Source organism: Nocardia sp. NPDC050697, from assembly GCF_040654395.1.
Lineage (GTDB): Bacteria > Actinomycetota > Actinomycetes > Mycobacteriales > Mycobacteriaceae > Nocardia.
In genome coordinates, this window is the sequence record NZ_JBFAHY010000002.1 from 1 (window position 1) to 18,418 (window position 18,418).

Here is an 18,418-nt window from a genome sequence, read left to right on the forward strand (position 1 = left end):
CCCCGGGATATAGTGTTGCGGGGGCTTCTCCGGGGATGGCGACGGGGGGGGATCCGCCGCCCACTCCCCTAACTACAACCCCGCGCGGGCGGGGCTCTGGGGCGGCGCCCCCCGCTGAGCGGGTGCCGCGCGCCTCAGGCCGAGAGCCGGCGGACGGCGCCGAGCGGATCGGCGTAGAGCACGCTCAGCGAGGTCACCACCGCGGCGAATTCCTGCACCTTGCCGCCGAATCCGCTGATCCGGATGTCGGTGGGCGGCAGCTGGCTGCCCTGCTGGAAGGCCTTGGCCACGTGCGTCACGGCGGGCCGGTAGGCGGTGAAGGCCTGGCCGCCGAGGACCACCCGGTCGGGGTTCAGCATGTCGCGGACCAGGGCGACGGTGTGGCCGAGGATGGTCGCGCGCTCGGCGAGCAGCTCGCGGGCCGGCTCCGACCCCGCCTCGGCGGCCCGGTACAGGTCGGCGATGGTGGTGCCGCCGGTTCCGTTGTGCGCCGGGATGATCCCGCGCCCGACGGCGCGCGCGTGCACCGAGCGATCACCGACGGTGACCTCCAGGCAGCCGGTCCGGCCGCAGGTGCAGCGCACGTCCGAGCCGGTGGGCAGGTGCGCGATGGAGCCGGGGCCGTTGCTCGGGGTGTGCACCCGGCCGTCCAGGGTGACGGCGATGCCCGCGGTTTCGCGGACGTAGAAGTAGAGGCTGCTACCGGTGCCCGGCGCGGTGCTCGCGGACTTGCGCCCCGGCTTCTCCCCGACGCGGGCCGAATCCGGAACGGGGAGCAGCAGTTCGGAGGCGGCCATGGCCTCGACGTGCGGCGCCACCGAGACCGGGAGCTCCAGCACCTCGCCGAGCACCGAGCCGACGGCGGCGCCGTGCCAGTCCAGCTTGGGGTGGTCGACCACGCCGGTCAGCGGATCGACCCGGCCGCCGATGGCGACGCCGGCCCAGAGCGGTTTGCGCCGGTGCCAGCGCTGCAGGAAGGCGCGGGCGCTGCGGGCCACGGTGTTCACCGCGAACTGCTGCCCGGTCTGCGGGGTGGCGATGGCGAGGCCGCCGAGGATCCGGCCGCGCAGGTCGGCGGCGACGATCTTGGTGGCCGCGGCGCCGATGTGAATGCCGAGCGTCAGGTACTTCTCGTGGTCCACCTCGAAGGGGACCCGGGGGCGGCCGACGGCGCCCGCGGCGGTGAGATCCGGCCGCTCGCGCAGCAGCCCGGCCGCCAGTAGCGCGGAGACCTGCCGGTTCACGGTGGCGATGCTGGAGCCGGTGCTCCTGGCCGCATCGTCACGGGACACCGGGCCGGTGGTCGCCGCGCGGAGCACCGCGGCGGCGGGGTTGTCGGCGACCCGGAGCTCGGGGGTCACGACGGGGCGCTGGGTACGCGTGCGGGCAGTCGACGCGGACCGCGAAGTTCGTTCGGCGGTACGGGTGGACATCGTGGAAGACGACATCGGAATTCCTTATGCAATGTCCCGATCGGGACGGATAACCTACGGGGTGCGGCAACGAGGCAGCACGAGCCAGGGGTGGAGGCTCAGCCGCGGCGGCGGGAACAACACAGTTCCCGGGTCAGCGGCAGCCGGAGGCCGAGCGCGAAGGTCACGTACGTGACCTTCGGGGCGGCGGTTCGGCTGGCAGGCATAACTAGACGGTAACACCGGGGGGTGGGGCGCACCAAGCTTTCGGCGGTGAAAAACTGGGTAATACCTTCCGATCGGATTCATTCCGGTGCCGAATCACCCCTGGTAAGAATAGTTTTCGTCAGCGGGGTGGGATGGCGCACGTTCTCCGGACAGCACGAAGCCCCGCTCGGTGGGTGAGGCACCGGGCGGGGCTTCGCGGTGGGTTGCGCGACCGCGCCGGACCGAAGTTCCGGCCCGGCCGCGCGCGGCGGGCGGCTGCCTACTTGGCGGGCGCGGGAGCCGGGGCGTTGATCGTCTGGAAGTACTGCACGGCCGCGAGAACGGCGACCGGCGCGGTGACCAGCAACTGACCCGCAAGCGTGCCGAGCGCGCCGATGGCGATGATGCCGCCGAAGCAGCCGATGACCGCCGCCGGGACGAACGGGCCGAAGAGGCCGACGATGGTGGCCGAGGCGACGGTGGCGCCGGCGATACCGCCGAGCACGCAGCCCGCGGCGCCGCCGACCAGGCCGCCGACCAGGGTGCCGATGGTGGCGCCCGCGCTGATGGTGCTGGTCAGCCTGGTCCAGGCCGCGACCTCACGGTCGTACTCGTTCTTCCACGGCGCCTTGTCCTCGTAGGGCAGCGCGACCGGCTTGTACTGCGCGTGCGCCAGGTCGAGCAGCGGCGTCAGGGTGGCGGAATTCCCGGCGATATTCGCGGCGATCGGGAACTCGAACTCGTCGATCCGGAAATTCAGCGCGGTGCCGGCCACCACGGTGCCATCCGGCGCCTTGATACGGAACTCGTTGTCCTCGACCACCAGCGAGCCCTGGTCGATCGCGATGATCGACTGGGTATCGGTGGCGTGCGCGGTGAAATTGACGCCGCCGGACTCGGCGGGGGCCTGCGGTGCTGCCCCCGCGGTGCCGGATACGACGCCCGTCACCGCGGTGACCAGGGCCGCGACCACGGCCAGCTTCCTCATCCTCATGGAGCTTCCCTCATCTCGTAGAGCTTTCGCCGGAAAGCATGTGTTACGGGAGGGTCACACGACGAGGGAAAAAAGCAGGGCGATTCCAAAGGGCAGGCTTTTTGCCGCGGGCAGGTTATTCGGCCGCGGTCCGCTTGGCGGCCCGCCCCGTCGCGGCCTTCTTCGCGGCAGTCTTCTTCGCGGTGGCCTTCGTCGCGGCGGGCTTCTTAGCGGGGGCCTTCTTTACCGGCGTCTTCGCGGAGACCTTCTTCACCGGCGCCGCCTCGGCGGCATCCTTGGCCGCCGCCTTGGCCTCCTTCTTGAACGCCCGCACCTGCGCCAGCGACTCCCCGTCGGTCACATCCGCCACCGACCGCCGCGACCCCTCGTCGCCGTACGCCCCCGCCGCCTCCCGCCACCCGGCGGGCCGCACCCCGCGCTGCTTGCCGAGCAGCGCGAGGAAGATCTTCGCCTTCTGCTCCCCGTATCCGGGCAGCTCGCGCAGCCGGCGCAGCACCTCGGCGCCGTCCGGGTCACCGGCGGTCCAGAGCTGCTCGGGGCGCCCGTCGTAGTGCTCGATGAGGTAGCGGGCCAGCTCCTGGGCCCGCCGCGCCATGGACCGGCCGTACCGGTGAATGGCGGGCGGCGTGGCGCAGAGCTCCTCGAACGCGGCCGGATCGGCCTCGGCGATGCGGTGGATGTCGAACCCGCCCATGCGGTCGGCGATCTTCTTCGGCCCCCGGAAGGCGTGCTCCATCGGGTACTGCTGATCCAGCAGCATGCCCAGCAGGGTGGCGAAGTGATCGGCACCGAGCAGTTCGTCGGCCCCCGGCTCCTGGGCCAGGCAGAGCGTGCGGCTCATCGGTACTCCTCGGTCGGGCGGGCGCTCCCATCATCGCACTCCGCGCACCGGCGAATCGCGGGTGACCCACCTCACAAACCGGCCGCGCGCGATCATCACGCCCCACGTAGGCTCGCCCCATGCCTCAGACGACGCCCCTGCCACAGCCGACGGCGCCACAGACGGACGGAAAGCACACCATGAATACCGACGGGTTGCGACCGGATCGATTCGACCGCGAAGGGCACGACCAGCTGGTCGACGTCCGCGACCTGCAAGCCGCGCTACCCGGCATCCACCGGCTGCGCACCTGGGCGCAGGAGGCGCTCGCGCTGGCGCCGGGCGAGCGCGCGGTCGACATCGGCTCCGGCACCGGCTCGGAGGTCTTCGCCTTCGCCGACGCGGTCGGCCCCACCGGCTCCGCTATCGGCGTCGAGCCGGATCAGAACCTGCTCGCCTCGGCGCAGCGCCGCGCCACCGAACTCGGCGCGCACGCGGAGTTCCACCCCGGCGACGCCTACGGCGTGCCGTTCCGCGCCAACTCCTTCGACGCGGTGCTCTGCGAGCGGGTCTTCCAGCACCTGACCACCCCGCTGCGCGCGGCGAGGGAGATCGAGCGGGTGCTGCGGCCGGGCGGCCGCGCGGTGGTGATGGACGTGGACTGGGGCACCGCGATCCTGCACCCCGGGGCCAGGGACATCACCCGCGAGGTGATCGAGACGCTGCTCGCCAGCACCACCAACCCGCTCTCCGGGCGCCGGCTCCCCGGGCTGCTCACCAAGGCGGGGCTGGAGATCGACGACATCGGCTCGCACGCGCTGGTGCAGGAGCGGGCGGCCGGGGCGGGCTCGCTGGTCACCAAGATCTCGGCCATGGCGGTGGCCCGCGGCCGGATCACCGAGGCGCAGCGCGGCGAGCTGCTCGCCGAGCTCGCCCGCGGCGCGGAGACCGGCGACATCCACCTCTCGGTGACGATGTTCGCGGTGCTCGCGCACAAGCCGGAAGCCGGGTAGCGGGCGCGCGGGCGGCGGAGGCGCTCCGCCGCCCGCCGCGGCTCACTCGCCCAGGTACTTCTCGGTGGCGGCCAGCAGCACGCAGGTGGCCAGCCCCTCCATGGCCTGCTCCAGCTCGGGCAGCCCGGGGAAGCTCGGGGCGATCCGGATGTTCCGGTCCTCCGGGTCGTTCTTGTACGGGAAGGCCGAACCGGCTGCGGTGAGCGCGATCCCGGCCTCCTTCGCCAGCGCGATCACCCGGGCCGCGGTGCCCTCCAGCACGTCGAGGCTGATGAAGTAGCCGCCCTTCGGCTCGGTCCAGGACGCCACCTTCGAGGCGCCGAGCCGGTCCTCCAGGATGCGCAGCACCAGCGCGAACTTGGGCTCCAGGATCTCCCGGTGCTTCTGCATGTGCGCCCGCACGCCAGCGGCGTCGCCGAAGAAGCGCAGGTGCCGCAGCTGATTGATCTTGTCCGGGCCGATGCTCTTCTTCCCGGCGTGCTTCAGGTACCACTCCAGGTTCGGCGCCGCCGCCCCGAAGAAGCTGACCCCGGCCCCGGCGAAGGTGATCTTGGAGGTGGAGGCGAAGACCAGCGGGCGGTTCGGGTTCCCCGCCGCCGCGGCCAGCCCGAGCACGTCGAGCACCGGCGCCGCGGTGTCGGTGAGCGGGTGCACCGCGTAGGCGTTGTCCCAGAGCAGCCGGAAGTCCGGCGCCGCCGTCGGCATCGAGACCAGTTCGCGCGCAACCTCTTCGGAGAAGACCACGCCGCTCGGGTTGGAGTAGTTGGGCACCGCCCAGAGCCCCTTGACGGCCGGGTCGGCCGCGACCAGCTCGGCGATCCGGTGGGTGTCCGGCCCGTCCGGGCCGATCGGCACCGGGATCATCTCGACGCCGAGGCTCTCGGTGATGGCGAAGTGCCGGTCGTAACCGGGGCTGGGACAGAGGAACTTCACCACCGGCTCGGCCGCCCAGCGCCGCTCGGAATCCGGGGTGCCGTGGAGCATGGCAAAGACCAGCACGTCGTGCATGATCTCCAGGCTCGCGTTGTTGCCCGCGATCAGGTTCGCGACCGGAATGCCGAGCAGCTCACCGAAGATGGCGCGCAGCTCGGGCAGGCCGTGCTGGCCGCCGTAGTTGCGGCAGTCGGTGCCGGAGCCGTCCCGGTAGTCGCCCTCGCCGGGCAGCGTGAGCAACCGCGCGGAGAGGTCGAGCTGCTCCGGCGCGGGCTTGCCGCGGGTGAGGTCCAGCGTGAGCTTCTCGGTCTGGAGCTTCGCGTAGTTCGCGGCCTGGGTCTCGTGCTCGGACACCAGTTCCTCGTGGCTCATCAAACCGATCTGCGTTTGCCGGGACATCCTGAGCAGCCTTTCAAGCGGCGTGGGGGTGGGAGCGCCGCCCAGGTTACTCGAGACCGGCGCCGAGTGGGGTGCCGTTGGCACGGCCGGGAAGTGGAGATTGGGGGGCCATGACGCCACCCCGGGAGAGGTTGTAGGGGACCCCGCGCACCCGGCAGAGCCCGTTGACCCTTGCTGCCTTCCGGCCCTGGGGGAGTTCACAGGATGCGCGCCGCGCGGGATCCGTCGGCCAGTGTAGCGGCCTCTGCCCGCCGCGGCCCAATTCGGGGCGGTTTGGGTCGTCGGCGCCCGGTTCGCTATGCTGCTGCACGGAGGATTCGCCTAGTGGCCTATGGCGCTCGCCTGGAACGCGGGTTGGGTTAACGCCCTCAGGGGTTCAAATCCCCTATCCTCCGCAGCGGCCCCGGCCGGGAACATCGGTTCCCGGCCGGGGCCTTTTCCGTGTCACCGCCCGGTCACCTAAGTGACCACGAATTCCCGTTCGATTCGGGCTTCCACTGCGCTCTCAACCTGATAAGTTAATGGCAATTCTTCCAGCAGAGGAGCGCATCGATGCGTACAAGCCTTCGTCTCACCGCCGCCTCGGTCGCGGCGGCCGCCCTGGTCGCCACCGCCTCCGGCGCGCTGGCCCAGCCGCTCGAGCCGGCCCCGGCGCCGGTCGCCGAGAGCTACAGCACCGGCTCGTCGGGGGCGGACCACGCGGGCGACGCGCTGCGCACCGGGCAGTACCTCGTGCAGCAGGGCAATGTGATCGGCGTCCTGGTGCTGCTGGTCACCACCCCGTTCAAGATCTTCACCAGCGGGGTCTGCGATCTGGCCGCTGGCTCCAGCCTGCCGAACCCGTGCGTGCCGAACGTCTGGTGAATTCGCTTGCGGCACCGGCGCCGGGTCGGCCACGCTGGCCCGCGTGCCGGATATCGCGCTGCGCCCGCTGACCGAGGAGAACCTTCCCGCGCTGCTCGCGGCCGCGATCGCCGGCGCCGACCCGCTCGAGGTCATGGCGCCGGTGCCGGGGCCGGGCGGGTGGACGGCGGAGCGGCGCGCCGCCTTCCTCGCCTTCCACCGGGCGCGCGGGCTCGCTGCCGAGCCGGTGGAGCGGACCTTCGTCGTCCTGCTGCGGGCGGCGGTGGTCGGCGCGGCCCGGTTGCAGCCGACCGGCGCGGGTGAACTCGAGACCGGCATCTGGCTGAGCCGCGACGCGCGCGGCCGGGGCGTCGGCCGCGCCGTGGTCGCGCTGCTGCGCGCCGAGGCGGTGCGCGCCGGGGCGCACCGCATGATCGCGACGACCACCCCGGAGAACGCCGCCGCCCGCGGGCTCATGGCCGGCGCGCGGGTCCGGATCGACGGCGCCGACGTCCACGGCACCTGGCAACTGCGCTGATCAACCCCGGTGCGCGGCGCCGACTTCGTTCACCGCGGCGGCAAGCAGCTCCAGGTACCGGTCCGGGTCGGGCAGCACCGCGGGGTCGGCGTGCACCGAGAGCGCCACGGTCTCGCCGAGGCCGGTGACGCCGTGCGTCACGTGCATGACGCTGCCGAGCGCGGGAAAACCGCCGCTCCAATACACCGCTCCCCCGCCGAAGGCGAGATCCGCCGGCCCCCGGTGCACGCTGGAGACCACGGTGTGCCCGGCGATCTCGTCCGGCACCGCGGCCACCGGGTACCGCTCCAGATCCCGGCGCAGCACCGCGGCGGGCAGCACCGCGGTCACCCGGTCCTGCGCCCGGAGCAGCGGGTGCGCCGCGCGGGTGCGCCGCGCGGCCAGCTCGGCGGCGATCAGCCCCGAACGCTCCCGCAGCTCCGGCACCCCGATGTGCAGCTCGACGCCGACGCTCCGGTAGTTGTTCCGCCCGCCCGCCCCCGCCGGTATCGCCACCGGCACCTGCGCGCCGAGCCGCCGCACCGGCTGCCCGCGCTCGGCGAGGTACCGCGCGAGCGCCACCGAGACGACGGTCAGCGCCAGCGCGGTGACGGTGCGGTCCGGCGCGCGCAGCCGCTCGGCGGGCAGCACCAGCACCCGCGCGACGTGTCCGGCGGGCAGCGCGGCGGGGTTCAGCGGCCCCGGCGCGAACCCGGGCCCCGGCGGCGGGATCTCCCCGGCCTCGGTGCGCGCCGCCAGCTCGCGGGCCGCCCGCGCCGCAGCGACCCCGCGCAGCACCGTCGCCCCCATCCGCCAGGGGAAGAGCGCCGCCCCGGCGACTGCGCGCAGCATCCCTCCCGCACGCACATCGGCACGTGCACCGGAAACCGGCTCCCCCGGCCCGAAGAGCGCCCGTGCGAGCCCCGCCGCGGCCCGCCCGTCGGCCAGCGCGTGCGACACCTGCAGCACCGCGACGAGCGCAGGCGCATCGGTGACACCCGTTCCAGGGACACCCCGTACCCCACGGAAGACGTGCAGCCGCCACGGAAACTCCGCGGCCTCGACCCGGCTACCGAGCAGCACCCCGAGCGCCCGCGACACCCCGTGCCAATCGGAATCGGGAATCTCATGTTGCCGGAATTGTTCTGAATGGAATTGTGAGGGCGTCCAGAAGGGCTGGTTCAGGTCGCCGGGGGTCCGGCGCAGGCGAACCGACAGTTCCGGGATGCGCGCGCTGCGGCGGGCGATGAATTCGCGCAGTTCCGCGCCGGGGCGTCCGGTATCGGCGAAACAGTAGAGCAGGAAGAGATCGGTGGGGCCGCGCGCCGAGAGCCAGTACATCGTCGCGTCCTGCGCCGCCAGCGATTCCATCGCGAAGAGGCTACCGGTGCCGGTACGGAGTGCCAGCGCGGGCTATCGGCGCCGGACGCGCGAAGGCCCCGAGCCCGCCGGCTCGGGGCCAACCATTCCGCTCGCGAATCCTTCCGGATCAGCTGCGGCGGAATTCCGCACCGGATAGCCCAAGTAGGAACGTGTTCCATTCGCCCCGGGCGAAGGCCAGTACCGGGCCGCGCCCATCGGCCTTGCTGTCCCGGACCGCTACGTTTCCGTCGACCAGGAATGCGACTTCCACACAGTTCCCGTCGGGCCCACTGTAACTACTCTTCCGCCACACAGCGCCGGTTGTATCAACCTCCACGGCACTAGCTCCTTTGCTGCGTCGAGAACGACAATTCAGAGTTCGTTCACGGCACCGGGCTTCGCGCAGGCGAAAACCCAGGTACGTCAATTAGTTGATGGTGTAGAACATCCCCAGTGCGTCGCGAGCGCACTGTTCGCCTAGGTGAGAACCACCTCGATCGGGGCCGGCCCCGTGCTAGACAGTAGCAGGTCCGCCGAAAAATTGCTCACTGCTTACCTATTCGACTCCGTTCCTGCGCCGAGCGGTGGAGTTCGGGATGTTGCGCGACCATTGCCGGGCACCTCGGACCATTCCCCAGCAACACTTGAAGTCTACATTCGAACCCGGCGTGATTTGTTCGTGATCGTTCATTTTTAATCCCGTCGGGTGGCCGAACCGGGCAACACGGCGCCCCGTGGATGATGGACGGATGCACGACCGCGAACGAGATGCCGAGGGCAGGGCACGCAGCGCCAGGCCGAGGGACAGCTTCGGGCGGCCGCTGCCGCCGGGCAGCGTCGGGGTGCCGCGGATCCCGGACGACCTGGAGCTCCCGCCGGACCGCACCCTCGGCTACGCGCAGGAGCTGCTCGACGACGGCCTCGCCTTCAACGCGCACGAGGTGCTCGAGGCGGCCTGGAAGAACGGCCCCTTCGCCGAGCGGCAGCTCTGGCAGGGGCTGGCCCAGCTCGCGGTGGGGCTGACGCACATCCAGCGCGGCAATGCCAAGGGCGCGCGCACGCTGCTGCTGCGCGCCGCCGAGCGGCTGGAGCGGTACGAGCCCGAACCCGGCGGTGACCACGGTGTCGACCGGCCTCGGTTGATCGAGTACGCCCGCGCGCTGGTGGCCCGGTTGGAGCCGGACGCCGAGATCGCCCCCGGCGAACTGCGCCCCGCCCTCCGCGGCCGATGAGCAAGCCGAAACCCGGCCCGACCCGGCCCACTCGCACGCCCGCCGCCGCGCACCCGACCGGCACACCCGAACCCGGCGCCGCGCACCCGACCGGCACACCCGAACCCGGCGCCGCGCACCCGACCGGCGTACCGGACCCCGGCGCCGGGCGCTACGCCCCCAGCCCCTCCGGCGACCTGCACCTCGGCAACCTCCGCACCGCCGTCCTGGCCTGGCTCTTCGCCCGCTCCACCGGCCGCCGCTTCCTGCTGCGGATGGAGGATCTGGACCGGGTGCGGGCCGGCGCCGCCGAGCGCCAGCTCGCGGATCTGCGCGCCATCGGCCTGGACTGGGATGGCGCGGTGGTCCGGCAGTCGGAGCGGCTGCCGCGGTACCGCGCCGCCGTCGAGCGGCTCACCGCCGCCGGGCGCACCTACGAATGCTTCTGCACCCGCAGGGAGATCCAGCAGGCGGCGACCGCGCCGCACGCCCCGCAGGGCGCCTACCCCGGCACCTGCCGCGCGCTCACCGCCGCCCAGCGCGCCGAGTTCCTGGCCGCGGGGCGCCCCGCCGCGGTCCGGCTGCGCGCCGAGGTCACCGACTTCGAGATCGTGGACGAGCTGCACGGCCGCTATCGCGGGGTGGTGGACGACGTGGTGCTGCTGCGCGGCGACGGCGTGCCCGCCTACAACCTCGCGGTGGTGCTCGACGACGGCGCACAGGGAATCGACCAGGTGGTGCGCGGCGACGACCTGCTCTCCTCCGCGCCGCGACAGGCGTATCTCGCCACCCTGCTCGGGCTTCCGGTGCCGCGCTACGCCCACGTTCCGCTGGTGCTCAACCCGGCGGGGCAGCGGCTGGCCAAGCGGGACGGGGCGGTGACGCTCGCCGACCGCCGTGCGCTCGGCGATTCGGCGGAGCGGGTTTTCGCGGTGCTGGCCGGTTCGCTCGGGCTCACCGGGCGCACTCCGGCCGCTGTGCTGGCCGGATTCGATCCCGCGCGGTTGCCGCACGATCCCTGGACACTGGACCCGAATAGGTTGTCGCCAGCGAAGGAATGTCCGTAAGTTAGCACCCGACCCGATCGACTGATCACGGACGAGGACATACATATGACGAGCGGTGGGTACGACCCCAACCAGTATCCGCAGGGCGGGCAGCAGTACCCGCAGGGCGGCGGCCAGCAATACCCCCAGCAGGGCGGCGGCCAGCAGTACGGCCAGCAGCAGCCGCAGTACGGGCAGGACCCGTACGGTCAGCAGCAGCAGCCGCAGTACGGCCAGCAGCCCCAGTACGGGCAGCAGCCGCAGTACGGCCAGGACCCGTACGGCCAGCAGCAGCAGCCGTACCCGCAGACCGGCCAGCAGTACGGCCAGCAGCCGGGTTACACCGGCCCCGGCCAGCCGGGTGATCTCGGCATCCGCATCGTGGCCCGGATCATCGACAACCTGATCGTCGGCATCCCGGTCGCCATCGTCGCCGCGCTCATCGGCTACGACAACTTCGTCGGGCAGTTCATCGCCGGGCTGCTGATCTCGCTCGCGGGCATCGCCTACTTCGTGGCGCTGGAGACCTCGCAGGGCGCGACGCTCGGCAAGAAGATCTTCGGCCTCAAGGTGCTCGCCCCCGGCGGCGCCGCCAAGATCGACCCGCAGACCTCGGTCAAGCGCAACCTGTTCATGCTCGCCAACGTGATCCCCTGCGTCGGCGGCCTGATCTCGCTCGGCCTGATCATCTACATCATGGTCACCATCTCGAACGACCCGAACCGGCAGGGCTGGCACGACAAGTTCGCCGGCGGCACCCAGGTCGTCAAGACCGGGCAGTAGCCCACAGCCGAACGAACGAGGGGCGCCCCCACCGCGGGGGGGGCGCCCCTCGCGCGTTTCCTCGGGTCAGGCCGACCCGACGAGCACGATCACGAAGTACACGATGGTCAGCACGATGCCGCCGGCGCCGATCCAGATGCCCGCCAGCGCCATATTGCGGCCCTCCTGGCCGCCGCGCTCCTTGATCTGGTTCAGCGCCATGATGCCGAGCACGATGCCGACGATCGAGCCGAGGCAGGTGCAGAGCCCGACCAGCGAGACGATCAGCGAGGCGATGGCGAGGCCGTTGGTGCCCTGGTTCTGCTGGTAGCCGTAGGGCTGGTAGGCACCGCCCGCGTAGCCCTGGTTGCCGTAGTTCGGCTGCGGCTGGCCGTACGGCTGCGCGGCCGGTTGCTGCGGGTAGCTGGGGTACGACGGCTGGCCGTACTGCGGCTGGCTCTGCGGCTGCCCGTACTGCTGCTGCTGGCCGTACTGCTGCTCGGGTTGCTGCGGCGCCGACGGGTATCCGGGCTGGTCGGGGGTCGGGTACTGCGGCGTCGAGCCCGGCGCGCCGGAATCCGGCGACACGCCCTGGCCGCCGTACTGCTTCCACCACTCGTCGGAATCGCCGGGATTCGTCATGGCTACAGCGTATTCCACGACCTGGTTTGATGAGGCGCGTGACCGATTCCACCAAGCTCGACGACCACGACGGGTCTGGACGCCCCGTGCCCGCCCACGCGGCTTTCGCCCAGGCGGCACGGGGCTACTACACCCCGATCGTGGCGCTCTTCACCACCACCCTGATCATCTCCAACGTCTGCGCCACCAAGGGCGTCGAGTTCTTCGCCGGCTCGTCGCTGACGCTCGGACCGGTGCAGATCCTGCCGATCGCGACCGACGGCGCCTTCTTCCTCTTCCCGCTCGCCTACATCCTCGGCGACGTGCTCAGCGAGGTGTACGGCTTCCGCGCCACCCGGCGCGCGGTGCTCTACGGCTTCACCGCGCTGCTGCTCACCGTGGCCTGCTTCGCCATCGCCATCCGGCTGCCGGCCGCCGGGTTCTACGAGAACCAGGAGGCGTTCCGCACCGTCATCGGCACCACGCCGCGGCTGGTGCTCGCCGGACTGGCCGGGTACCTGGTCGGGCAGCTGCTGAACTCCGTCACGCTGGTGCTGATCAAGGAGCGCACCAAGGAGCGGTTCCTGTGGGCCCGGCTGATCGGCTCCACCGTGGTCGGCGAGTTCGCCGACACCCTGCTCTTCTGCGCCATCGCGGCCGGTGCCATCGGCATCGACACCTGGCAGCAGTTCGTGAACTACCTGGTGGTCGGCTTCCTCTGGAAGACGCTGTGCGAGGTGCTGGTGCTGCCGATCACCTACCGGGTGATCGCCTGGCTGAAGAAGCACGAGGACTACGAGCCGCGTTCGCGCCCCGCCGTCGAGGAGTGAGCCGCGCGAGGGCGGCTCAGTTCGTGGCCGCCCTCCCGGTGCCCCACCGGCCCAGCGTCTCCGCGCGGAAGGCGTCGAAGCTGCCGTCGACGATGCTCGCCCGGATCCGGTCGAGCAGCCGCACGGTGAAACGCTCGTTGTGCACCGTGCAGAGCGTGGCGGCCAGCATCTCCTTGGCCTTGAAGAGGTGGTGCAGGTACGCCCTGGTGTAGTGCGCGCAGGTGTAGCAGTCGCACTCGTCGTCGATGGGGGTGAAGTCGCGGCGGAAGCGGCTGGTGTTGATGTTGTAGCGGCCGTCCGGGTGGTAGACGGCGGCATTGCGCGCCACCCGCGACGGGTTCACGCAGTCGAAGGTGTCGGCGCCGTTCGCCACCGCCGCGAAGAGATCCTCCGGCTCGCTGATCCCGAGCATGTGCCGCGGCCGCTCCTCGGGCAGCTCGTCGCAGCACCAGCCGACGATGGCGCCGAGCCTCGCCTTCTCCAGCGCGCCGCCGATGCCGTACCCGTCGAACCCCGACCCCTCCGCGCCGCGCAGCGCGGCCAGCTCGCGGCACGCCTTGCGCCGCAGGTCCTCGTACTGCGCGCCCTGGATCACGCCGAAGAGCGCCTGGTAGGGCCGGTGCGCGCGCTGCGCGGTGAGCTTCTCGTGCTCGTCCAGGCAGCGCTGCGCCCAGCGGTGCGTGCGGGCCAGCGCCTCCTCCTGGTAGCGCCGGGTGTTGAGCAGCGTGGTCAGCTCGTCGAAGGCGAACATGATGTCGGCGCCGAGCTGGTGCTGGATCCCGATGGAGACCTCGGGGGTGAAGCGGTGCGCCGAGCCGTCCAGGTGCGAGCGGAAGGTGACGCCCTCCTCGTCCACGGTGGCGAGCCGCTCCTTGCCCGGCGCGATCACGTCGTCGCTCTGCACGGTGACCGCCTCCATGGCGAGCACCTTCTTGAACCCGGCGCCCAGCGACATCACCTGGAACCCGCCGCTGTCGGTGAAGGTGGGGCCGGGCCAGTTCATGAAGGCGCCGAGCCCGCCCGCCTCGTCCACGATGTCGGGGCCGGGTTGCAGGTAGAGGTGGTACGCATTGGCCAGCAGCGCCTGCGACCCCAGCTCGGCCATGGTCTCCGGCAGCACCGCCTTGACCGTCGCCTTGGTGCCGACCGGGACGAAGGCGGGGGTGGCGATCGCACCGTGCGGGGTCGAGATCACCCCGGCGCGCCCGTGCCGCCCCGGCAGCCGGGCGTCGATGCGGAACGAGAAGTCGGCAGCCACGCCGCCCATCCTCGCAGGCGCCCCGGTCACGCCTGCGCGGTGGCCGCCGCGAACTGGGCGTTGTAGAGCCGGTAGTAGGCGCCGCGGCGCTCCAGCAGCTCGTGGTGCGCGCCCTGCTCCACGATGGTGCCCTGCTCCATCACCACGATCAGGTCGGCGTCCCTGATGGTGGAGAGCCGGTGCGCGATCACGAAGCTGGTGCGGTCCCGGCGCAGCGCCGCGGTGGCCTGCTGCACCAGCAGCTCGGTGCGGGTGTCGACCGAGCTGGTCGCCTCGTCCAGGATCAGGATCGACGGCTTGGCGAGGAAGGCCCGCGCGATGGTGATGAGCTGCTTCTCGCCCGCGCTCACCCCCGACCCCTCCTCGTCGATGACGGTGTCGTACCCCTCCGGCAGCGCGTGCACGAAGCGGTCCACGTAGGCGGCGCGGGCGGCCGCGAGGATCTCCTCCTCGGTGGCGTGCTCGTTGCCGTAGGCGATGTTCTCCCGGATGGTGCCGAAGAACAGCCAGGTGTCCTGGAGCACCATGCCCATCCGGTCGCGCAGCGCGTCGCGGCTCATGGCGGTGATGTCGGTGCCGTCGATCCGGATGGCGCCGGAATCCAGCTCGTAGAACCGCATGAGCAGGTTGACCAGCGTGGTCTTGCCCGCGCCGGTCGGGCCGACGATGGCGACCACGTGGCCCGGCTCGGCGACCAGCGAGAGCTCCTCCAGCACCGGCGTCGCCGGGTCGTACCCGAACGACACCCGATCGAACTCCACGCGGCCCCTGCCCGCGCCCTGCTCGGCGAAATCCACCGGGTCCTTGCCCTGCTCCTCGGCGTCCAGGATCTCGAAGATCCGCTCCGCCGAGGCGACCCCGGACTGCAGCAGGTTCGCCATGGCGCCGATCTGCGTGAGCGGCTGGCTGAACTGCCGCGAGTACTGGATGAAGGCCTGCACGTCGCCGAGCGACAGGTTGCCTGTCGCCACCCGCAACCCGCCCACCAGCGCGACCAGCACGAAGTTGATGTTCCCGAGGAACATGATCGCCGGCATGATCAGCCCGGAGATGAACTGCGCCTTGAAGCTGGACTGGTAGAGCTGCTCGTTGCGCTTGTCGAACTCCGCGCCCACCTCGGCCACCCGGCCGAAGGCGGTGACGATCTCGTGGCCGGTGTACGCCTCCTCGACCTGGGCGTTCACCATGCCGGTGTACTTCCACTGGTCCACGAAGTGCGGCTTGGAGCGCTTGGCAATCTGGGCCGTCACCGCGACCGCGGCCGGCACCGTGAGCAGCGCGATCACCGCGAGCAGCGGCGAGATCCAGAACATCATGACCAGGATGCCGAGCACCGAGAAGACCGAGGTGAGCAGCTGGCTCATGGTCTGCTGCAGGCTCTGCGAGACATTGTCGACGTCATTGGTGACCCGGCTCAGCACGTCGCCGCGCGGCGCCGAGTCGAAGTAGCGCAGCGGGAGCCGGTGGATCTTGTCCTCCACGTCGGCGCGGAGCTGCTTGACGGTCCGGTTGATCACCAGGTTCAGCAGGAATGCCTGCAGCCAGCCGAAGATCGCCGCGCCGATGTAGAGCGCGAGCACCAGCAACAGGACGCGGCCGACGGCGTCGAAGTCCACGCCGACGCCGGGCACCGCGTTCATCCCGCCGAGCAGGTCGGCGAAGGTGCCCTGGCCGCTCGCCCGCACCTGCGCGATCGCCTCGTCCCGCGTGGTGCCGGGCGGGAAGGGCAGGTTCTTGCCGACCACGCCGTCGAAGATCAGGTTGGTCGCCCGGCCCAGGATGTACGGGCCGAGGGTGTTCAGCACCACGGAGACGATCACCAGCGTCACGATGGTGCCGACCAGCACGCGGTGCGGCCCGAGCCGCCCGAGCAGCCGCTTCAGCGACGGCTTGAACGATTTCGCCTTGGTCTCCGGCGCCCCCGGCACCGCCATCGGCCTGGTCACAGCGCCTCCTGGGCGGAGAGCTGGCTCTCCACGATCTCCCGGTACTCCGCGCAGTCCCGGAGCAGCTCCTCGTGGGTGCCGATCCCGGCCATCGCGCCGTCCTCCAGCACCACGATCTGATCGGCGTCGCGGATCGTCGTCACCCGCTGGGCCACGATGATCACCGCGGCGTCGGCGGTCTCCGGGCGCAGCGCACCGCGCAGCCTGGCGTCGGTGGCGACGTCGAGCGCGGAGAACGAGTCGTCGAAGAGGTACACCTTCGGCTCGCGCACCAGCGCCCGCGCGATGGCGAGCCGCTGCCGCTGCCCGCCGGAGACGGTGGTGCCGCCCTGCGCGATCGGCGTCGCCAGCCCCTGCGGCATCTCGCGCACGAAGTCGGCGGCCTGGGCCACCTCGAGGGCGTGCCAGAGCTCGTCCTCGGTGGCGTCCGGCTTGCCGTAGCGCAGGTTCTCCGCGACCGTGCCGGAGAAGAGGTACGCCTTCTGCGGCACCAGCCCGATCCGCTCGCGCAGCTCGGTGAGCGCCAGCTCCCTGACGTCGACGCCGCCCACCAGCACCGCCCCCGCGGTGACATCGATGAGCCGCGGAATCAGGTTGACCAGCGTGGTCTTGCCCGAGCCGGTGGAGCCGACGACGGCGGTGGTGCTGCCCGGCGCCACCCGGAACCGGACCCCGCACAGCACCGGCTTCTCCGCGCCGGGGAAGGCGAACTCGGCATCGCGGAACTCGATCGTGGCCGGGCTCTCCCGGAACGACACCGCCGCCTCCGGCTCCCGCACCGACGACTCGGTGCCGAGCACCGCCCCGATGCGATCCGCCGAGACCGCGGCGCGCGGCGCCATCATGGCCAGGAACGAGGCCATCATGACCGCCATCAGGATCTGCATGATGTAGGAGAGCAGCGCGGTCAGCGAGCCGATCTGCATGGCGCCGGAATCCACCGCGTGCCCGCCGAACCAGATCACCCCGACCGCGGTCAGATTGCTGATCAGCATGACCGTCGGGAACATCAGCGCCATCAGCCGCCCGACCCGCAGCGAGGCCGCGGTGAGCAGGTCGTTGGCCACCTCGAAGCGCGCGGTCTCCCGCCGCTCCCTGACGAAGGCGCGCACCACCCTGATGCCGGTGATCTGCTCGCGCAGCACCCGGTTCACCTGGTCGATGCGCTCCTGCATCTGCCGGAACCCGGGCACCATGAAGGCCACGATCACGCCCATCGAGATGCCGAGCGCCGGCACCGCGACGAGCAGCAGCCAGGAGAGCCCGAGATCCTCGCGCAGCGCCATGATGATGCCGCCGACGCACATGATCGGCGCCATCACCAGGATGGTCGCCGACATCACCACCAGCAGCTGAACCTGCTGCACGTCATTGGTGTTCCTGGTGATCAGCGAGGGCGCGCCGAACTGCCCGACCTCGCGCGCGCTGAAGGTGCCGACCCGGTGCAGCAGCGCGCCGCGCATATCCCGGCCCGCGCCCATCGCCGCCTGCGCGGCGAAGTACACCGAGGTCGCGGAGGCCAGGATCTGCACGCCGGAGACGGCGAGCATCCACAGCCCGGTGGTCCAGATGTAGCCGATGTCGCCCTTGGTGACGCCGTTGTCGATCAGCTCCGCGTTCAGGCTCGGCAGGTAGAGCATGGCGATGACCGAGATCAGCTGGAGCACCACCACCGCGGCGAGCTGCCTGCGGTAGGGGTGGAGACGGGTGCGAAGCAGTCCGATCAACATGATGTGTGGAGGCTACCGGGTGCCGGGTACGCCGTCGCCGGCTTTTCGGCGCCGCGCCCAGGCGCCGGGATCAGCTGTCAGCGAAACCACGAAGCCGGGCAGCTCGTCGGCGGCGATATCGGAGATGGAGACGTTCTCCAGCACCGCTCTGATGTTGACGCGCAAGGCGATCCAGACCTTTTGCAGCGGCTCGGCCGCGCCCCCGTACCGCACGTCCTCCGGCCGCTGCCCGCGCACCGAGGCGAGCGGGCTCTCCACCGCGCGGATGACGTCGGCCACCGTGATCTCCGCCGCCGGGCGGGCCAGCCGGTACCCGCCGTCCGGGCCGCGCCTGCTGGTCACCAGGTCGCCGCGGCGCAGCTCGCCGAGCACCGTCTCCAGCACCTTCGGCGGAATCTGCTGCGCGGTGGCGATGGCATCCGCCTTCACCGACCCCGCCGCCTGGCCGCGCGCGATCTCGAGCAGCGTTCGTACCGCGTAGTCGACCCTCGCGGTGATGTGCACGGCTAAGCTC

Annotated in this window: 17 protein-coding genes, 1 tRNA gene, 1 other RNA gene and 1 pseudogene; 8 read left to right on the top strand and 12 right to left on the bottom strand. The window is 71.3% G+C overall.

Annotation, left to right across the window (positions count from 1 at the left end; genetic code table 11):
• Positions 1-134: 134 nt before the first annotated feature.
• From AB0H71_RS07570 to AB0H71_RS07580, 3 genes and pseudogenes are all read right to left on the bottom strand, one after another.
• Positions 135-1,433: an ROK family protein gene (locus AB0H71_RS07570; protein WP_357016247.1), complete on the bottom strand. Its 1,299-nt coding sequence runs from the start codon at positions 1,431-1,433 to the stop codon at positions 135-137.
• 466 nt (positions 1,434-1,899) lie between these two features.
• On the bottom strand, positions 1,900-2,613 hold the full coding sequence (locus AB0H71_RS07575) for a hypothetical protein (RefSeq protein ID WP_357016250.1): 714 nt from the start codon (positions 2,611-2,613) through the stop codon (positions 1,900-1,902).
• 259 nt (positions 2,614-2,872) lie between these two features.
• Positions 2,873-3,454 (bottom strand): annotated as a pseudogene (locus tag AB0H71_RS07580) (HhH-GPD-type base excision DNA repair protein); the annotation flags it as partial.
• A gap of 179 nt (positions 3,455-3,633) precedes the next feature.
• Between AB0H71_RS07580 and AB0H71_RS07585 the strand changes: the two are divergent.
• Positions 3,634-4,446, top strand: a complete 813-nt coding sequence (locus tag AB0H71_RS07585; RefSeq protein WP_357016253.1) for a methyltransferase domain-containing protein — start codon at positions 3,634-3,636, stop codon at positions 4,444-4,446.
• Positions 4,447-4,488: 42 nt separating this feature from the next.
• On the opposite strand, the gene AB0H71_RS07590 is transcribed toward AB0H71_RS07585, so the two are convergent.
• Together AB0H71_RS07590 and ffs are read right to left on the bottom strand one after the other, a co-directional pair.
• A complete protein-coding gene (locus tag AB0H71_RS07590) occupies positions 4,489-5,778 on the bottom strand; it encodes an aminotransferase class I/II-fold pyridoxal phosphate-dependent enzyme (RefSeq protein WP_357016255.1) in 1,290 nt (429 codons plus the stop codon).
• 132 nt (positions 5,779-5,910) lie between these two features.
• Positions 5,911-6,005: signal recognition particle sRNA small type (gene ffs / locus AB0H71_RS07595), an RNA gene on the bottom strand.
• Positions 6,006-6,088: 83 nt separating this feature from the next.
• Here ffs and AB0H71_RS07600 point away from each other — a divergent pair.
• The 3 genes from AB0H71_RS07600 (at position 6,089) to AB0H71_RS07610 (ending at position 7,159) form a co-directional block, all read left to right on the top strand.
• A tRNA-Ser gene (locus AB0H71_RS07600) sits at positions 6,089-6,173 on the top strand.
• Between the two features lie 157 nt (positions 6,174-6,330).
• Positions 6,331-6,642 (top strand): hypothetical protein, encoded by a 312-nt coding sequence (locus tag AB0H71_RS07605; RefSeq protein ID WP_357016258.1) that lies wholly within the window; start codon positions 6,331-6,333, stop codon positions 6,640-6,642.
• Positions 6,643-6,685: 43 nt separating this feature from the next.
• Positions 6,686-7,159, top strand: a complete 474-nt coding sequence (locus AB0H71_RS07610) for a GNAT family N-acetyltransferase (protein ID WP_357016261.1) — start codon at positions 6,686-6,688, stop codon at positions 7,157-7,159.
• Here the strand turns inward: AB0H71_RS07610 and AB0H71_RS07615 are convergent, their stop codons facing one another.
• Together AB0H71_RS07615 and AB0H71_RS07620 are read right to left on the bottom strand one after the other, a co-directional pair.
• Positions 7,160-8,509, bottom strand: a complete 1,350-nt coding sequence (locus AB0H71_RS07615; RefSeq protein WP_357016264.1) for a hypothetical protein — start codon at positions 8,507-8,509, stop codon at positions 7,160-7,162. It abuts the gene before it with no gap.
• A 118-nt stretch (positions 8,510-8,627) separates the two neighbouring features.
• The gene (locus AB0H71_RS07620) at positions 8,628-8,837 is read right to left on the bottom strand and encodes a DUF397 domain-containing protein (RefSeq protein WP_357016267.1); all 210 of its coding nucleotides are present in this window, start codon (positions 8,835-8,837) and stop codon (positions 8,628-8,630) included.
• Between the two features lie 412 nt (positions 8,838-9,249).
• Between AB0H71_RS07620 and AB0H71_RS07625 the strand changes: the two genes are divergently transcribed.
• The 3 genes from AB0H71_RS07625 to AB0H71_RS07635 are packed head-to-tail and all read left to right on the top strand — an operon-like array spanning position 9,250 to position 11,540.
• On the top strand, positions 9,250-9,732 hold the full coding sequence (locus AB0H71_RS07625; protein ID WP_357016270.1) for a DUF309 domain-containing protein: 483 nt from the start codon (positions 9,250-9,252) through the stop codon (positions 9,730-9,732).
• On the top strand, positions 9,729-10,778 hold the full coding sequence (gene gluQRS, locus AB0H71_RS07630) for a tRNA glutamyl-Q(34) synthetase GluQRS (protein ID WP_357016273.1): 1,050 nt from the start codon (positions 9,729-9,731) through the stop codon (positions 10,776-10,778). Before AB0H71_RS07625 ends, gluQRS begins: the two co-directional genes overlap by 4 nt.
• Before the next feature lie 45 nt (positions 10,779-10,823).
• A complete protein-coding gene (locus tag AB0H71_RS07635) occupies positions 10,824-11,540 on the top strand; it encodes an RDD family protein (protein ID WP_357016275.1) in 717 nt (238 codons plus the stop codon).
• A gap of 66 nt (positions 11,541-11,606) precedes the next feature.
• Here the strand turns inward: AB0H71_RS07635 and AB0H71_RS07640 are convergent, their stop codons facing one another.
• Positions 11,607-12,161: a DUF4190 domain-containing protein gene (locus tag AB0H71_RS07640; RefSeq protein ID WP_357016278.1), complete on the bottom strand. Its 555-nt coding sequence runs from the start codon at positions 12,159-12,161 to the stop codon at positions 11,607-11,609.
• Positions 12,162-12,190: 29 nt separating this feature from the next.
• On the opposite strand from AB0H71_RS07640, the gene AB0H71_RS07645 reads away from it, so the two are divergent.
• Positions 12,191-12,970, top strand: a complete 780-nt coding sequence (locus AB0H71_RS07645) for a queuosine precursor transporter (RefSeq protein ID WP_357016280.1) — start codon at positions 12,191-12,193, stop codon at positions 12,968-12,970.
• A 16-nt stretch (positions 12,971-12,986) separates the two neighbouring features.
• Here AB0H71_RS07645 and tgt read toward each other — a convergent pair whose 3' ends face one another.
• Genes tgt through AB0H71_RS07665 form a run of 4 tightly spaced genes read right to left on the bottom strand, consistent with a single transcriptional unit; the run spans position 12,987 to position 18,408 of the window.
• The gene (gene tgt / locus AB0H71_RS07650) at positions 12,987-14,237 is read right to left on the bottom strand and encodes a tRNA guanosine(34) transglycosylase Tgt (protein WP_357016282.1); all 1,251 of its coding nucleotides are present in this window, start codon (positions 14,235-14,237) and stop codon (positions 12,987-12,989) included.
• Positions 14,238-14,254: 17 nt separating this feature from the next.
• Positions 14,255-16,162, bottom strand: coding sequence for an ABC transporter ATP-binding protein (locus AB0H71_RS07655; RefSeq protein ID WP_357018383.1), 1,908 nt, complete (start codon positions 16,160-16,162; stop codon positions 14,255-14,257).
• A gap of 8 nt (positions 16,163-16,170) precedes the next feature.
• On the bottom strand, positions 16,171-17,904 hold the full coding sequence (locus AB0H71_RS07660) for an ABC transporter ATP-binding protein (RefSeq protein WP_357016285.1): 1,734 nt from the start codon (positions 17,902-17,904) through the stop codon (positions 16,171-16,173).
• Between the two features lie 12 nt (positions 17,905-17,916).
• Positions 17,917-18,408 carry an Rrf2 family transcriptional regulator gene (locus tag AB0H71_RS07665; RefSeq protein ID WP_357016288.1) on the bottom strand — a complete coding sequence of 164 codons (492 nt, stop codon included), beginning with the start codon at positions 18,406-18,408 and terminating at the stop codon, positions 17,917-17,919.
• Between the last annotated feature and the right edge of the window lie 10 nt (positions 18,409-18,418).

Excerpts from the sequence above, each read along its gene's own strand:
- AB0H71_RS07570 (WP_357016247.1), bottom strand. The coding sequence starts at position 1,433 with ATGTCCACCCGTACCGCCGAACGAACTTCGCGGTCCGCGTCGACTGCC.
- gluQRS (WP_357016273.1), top strand. The coding sequence starts at position 9,729 with ATGAGCAAGCCGAAACCCGGCCCGACCCGGCCCACTCGCACGCCCGCC.
- AB0H71_RS07575 (WP_357016250.1), bottom strand. The coding sequence starts at position 2,613 with ATGAGGATGAGGAAGCTGGCCGTGGTCGCGGCCCTGGTCACCGCGGTG.
- AB0H71_RS07605 (WP_357016258.1), top strand. The coding sequence starts at position 6,331 with ATGCGTACAAGCCTTCGTCTCACCGCCGCCTCGGTCGCGGCGGCCGCC.
- AB0H71_RS07585 (WP_357016253.1), top strand. The coding sequence starts at position 3,634 with ATGAATACCGACGGGTTGCGACCGGATCGATTCGACCGCGAAGGGCAC.
- AB0H71_RS07615 (WP_357016264.1), bottom strand. The coding sequence starts at position 8,509 with ATGGAATCGCTGGCGGCGCAGGACGCGACGATGTACTGGCTCTCGGCG.
- AB0H71_RS07655 (WP_357018383.1), bottom strand. The coding sequence starts at position 16,162 with ATGGCGGTGCCGGGGGCGCCGGAGACCAAGGCGAAATCGTTCAAGCCG.
- AB0H71_RS07635 (WP_357016275.1), top strand. The coding sequence starts at position 10,824 with ATGACGAGCGGTGGGTACGACCCCAACCAGTATCCGCAGGGCGGGCAG.
- AB0H71_RS07640 (WP_357016278.1), bottom strand. The coding sequence starts at position 12,161 with ATGACGAATCCCGGCGATTCCGACGAGTGGTGGAAGCAGTACGGCGGC.
- tgt (WP_357016282.1), bottom strand. The coding sequence starts at position 14,237 with ATGGGCGGCGTGGCTGCCGACTTCTCGTTCCGCATCGACGCCCGGCTG.
- AB0H71_RS07660 (WP_357016285.1), bottom strand. The coding sequence starts at position 17,904 with ATGTTGATCGGACTGCTTCGCACCCGTCTCCACCCCTACCGCAGGCAG.
- AB0H71_RS07625 (WP_357016270.1), top strand. The coding sequence starts at position 9,250 with ATGCACGACCGCGAACGAGATGCCGAGGGCAGGGCACGCAGCGCCAGG.
- AB0H71_RS07590 (WP_357016255.1), bottom strand. The coding sequence starts at position 5,778 with ATGTCCCGGCAAACGCAGATCGGTTTGATGAGCCACGAGGAACTGGTG.
- AB0H71_RS07645 (WP_357016280.1), top strand. The coding sequence starts at position 12,191 with ATGAGGCGCGTGACCGATTCCACCAAGCTCGACGACCACGACGGGTCT.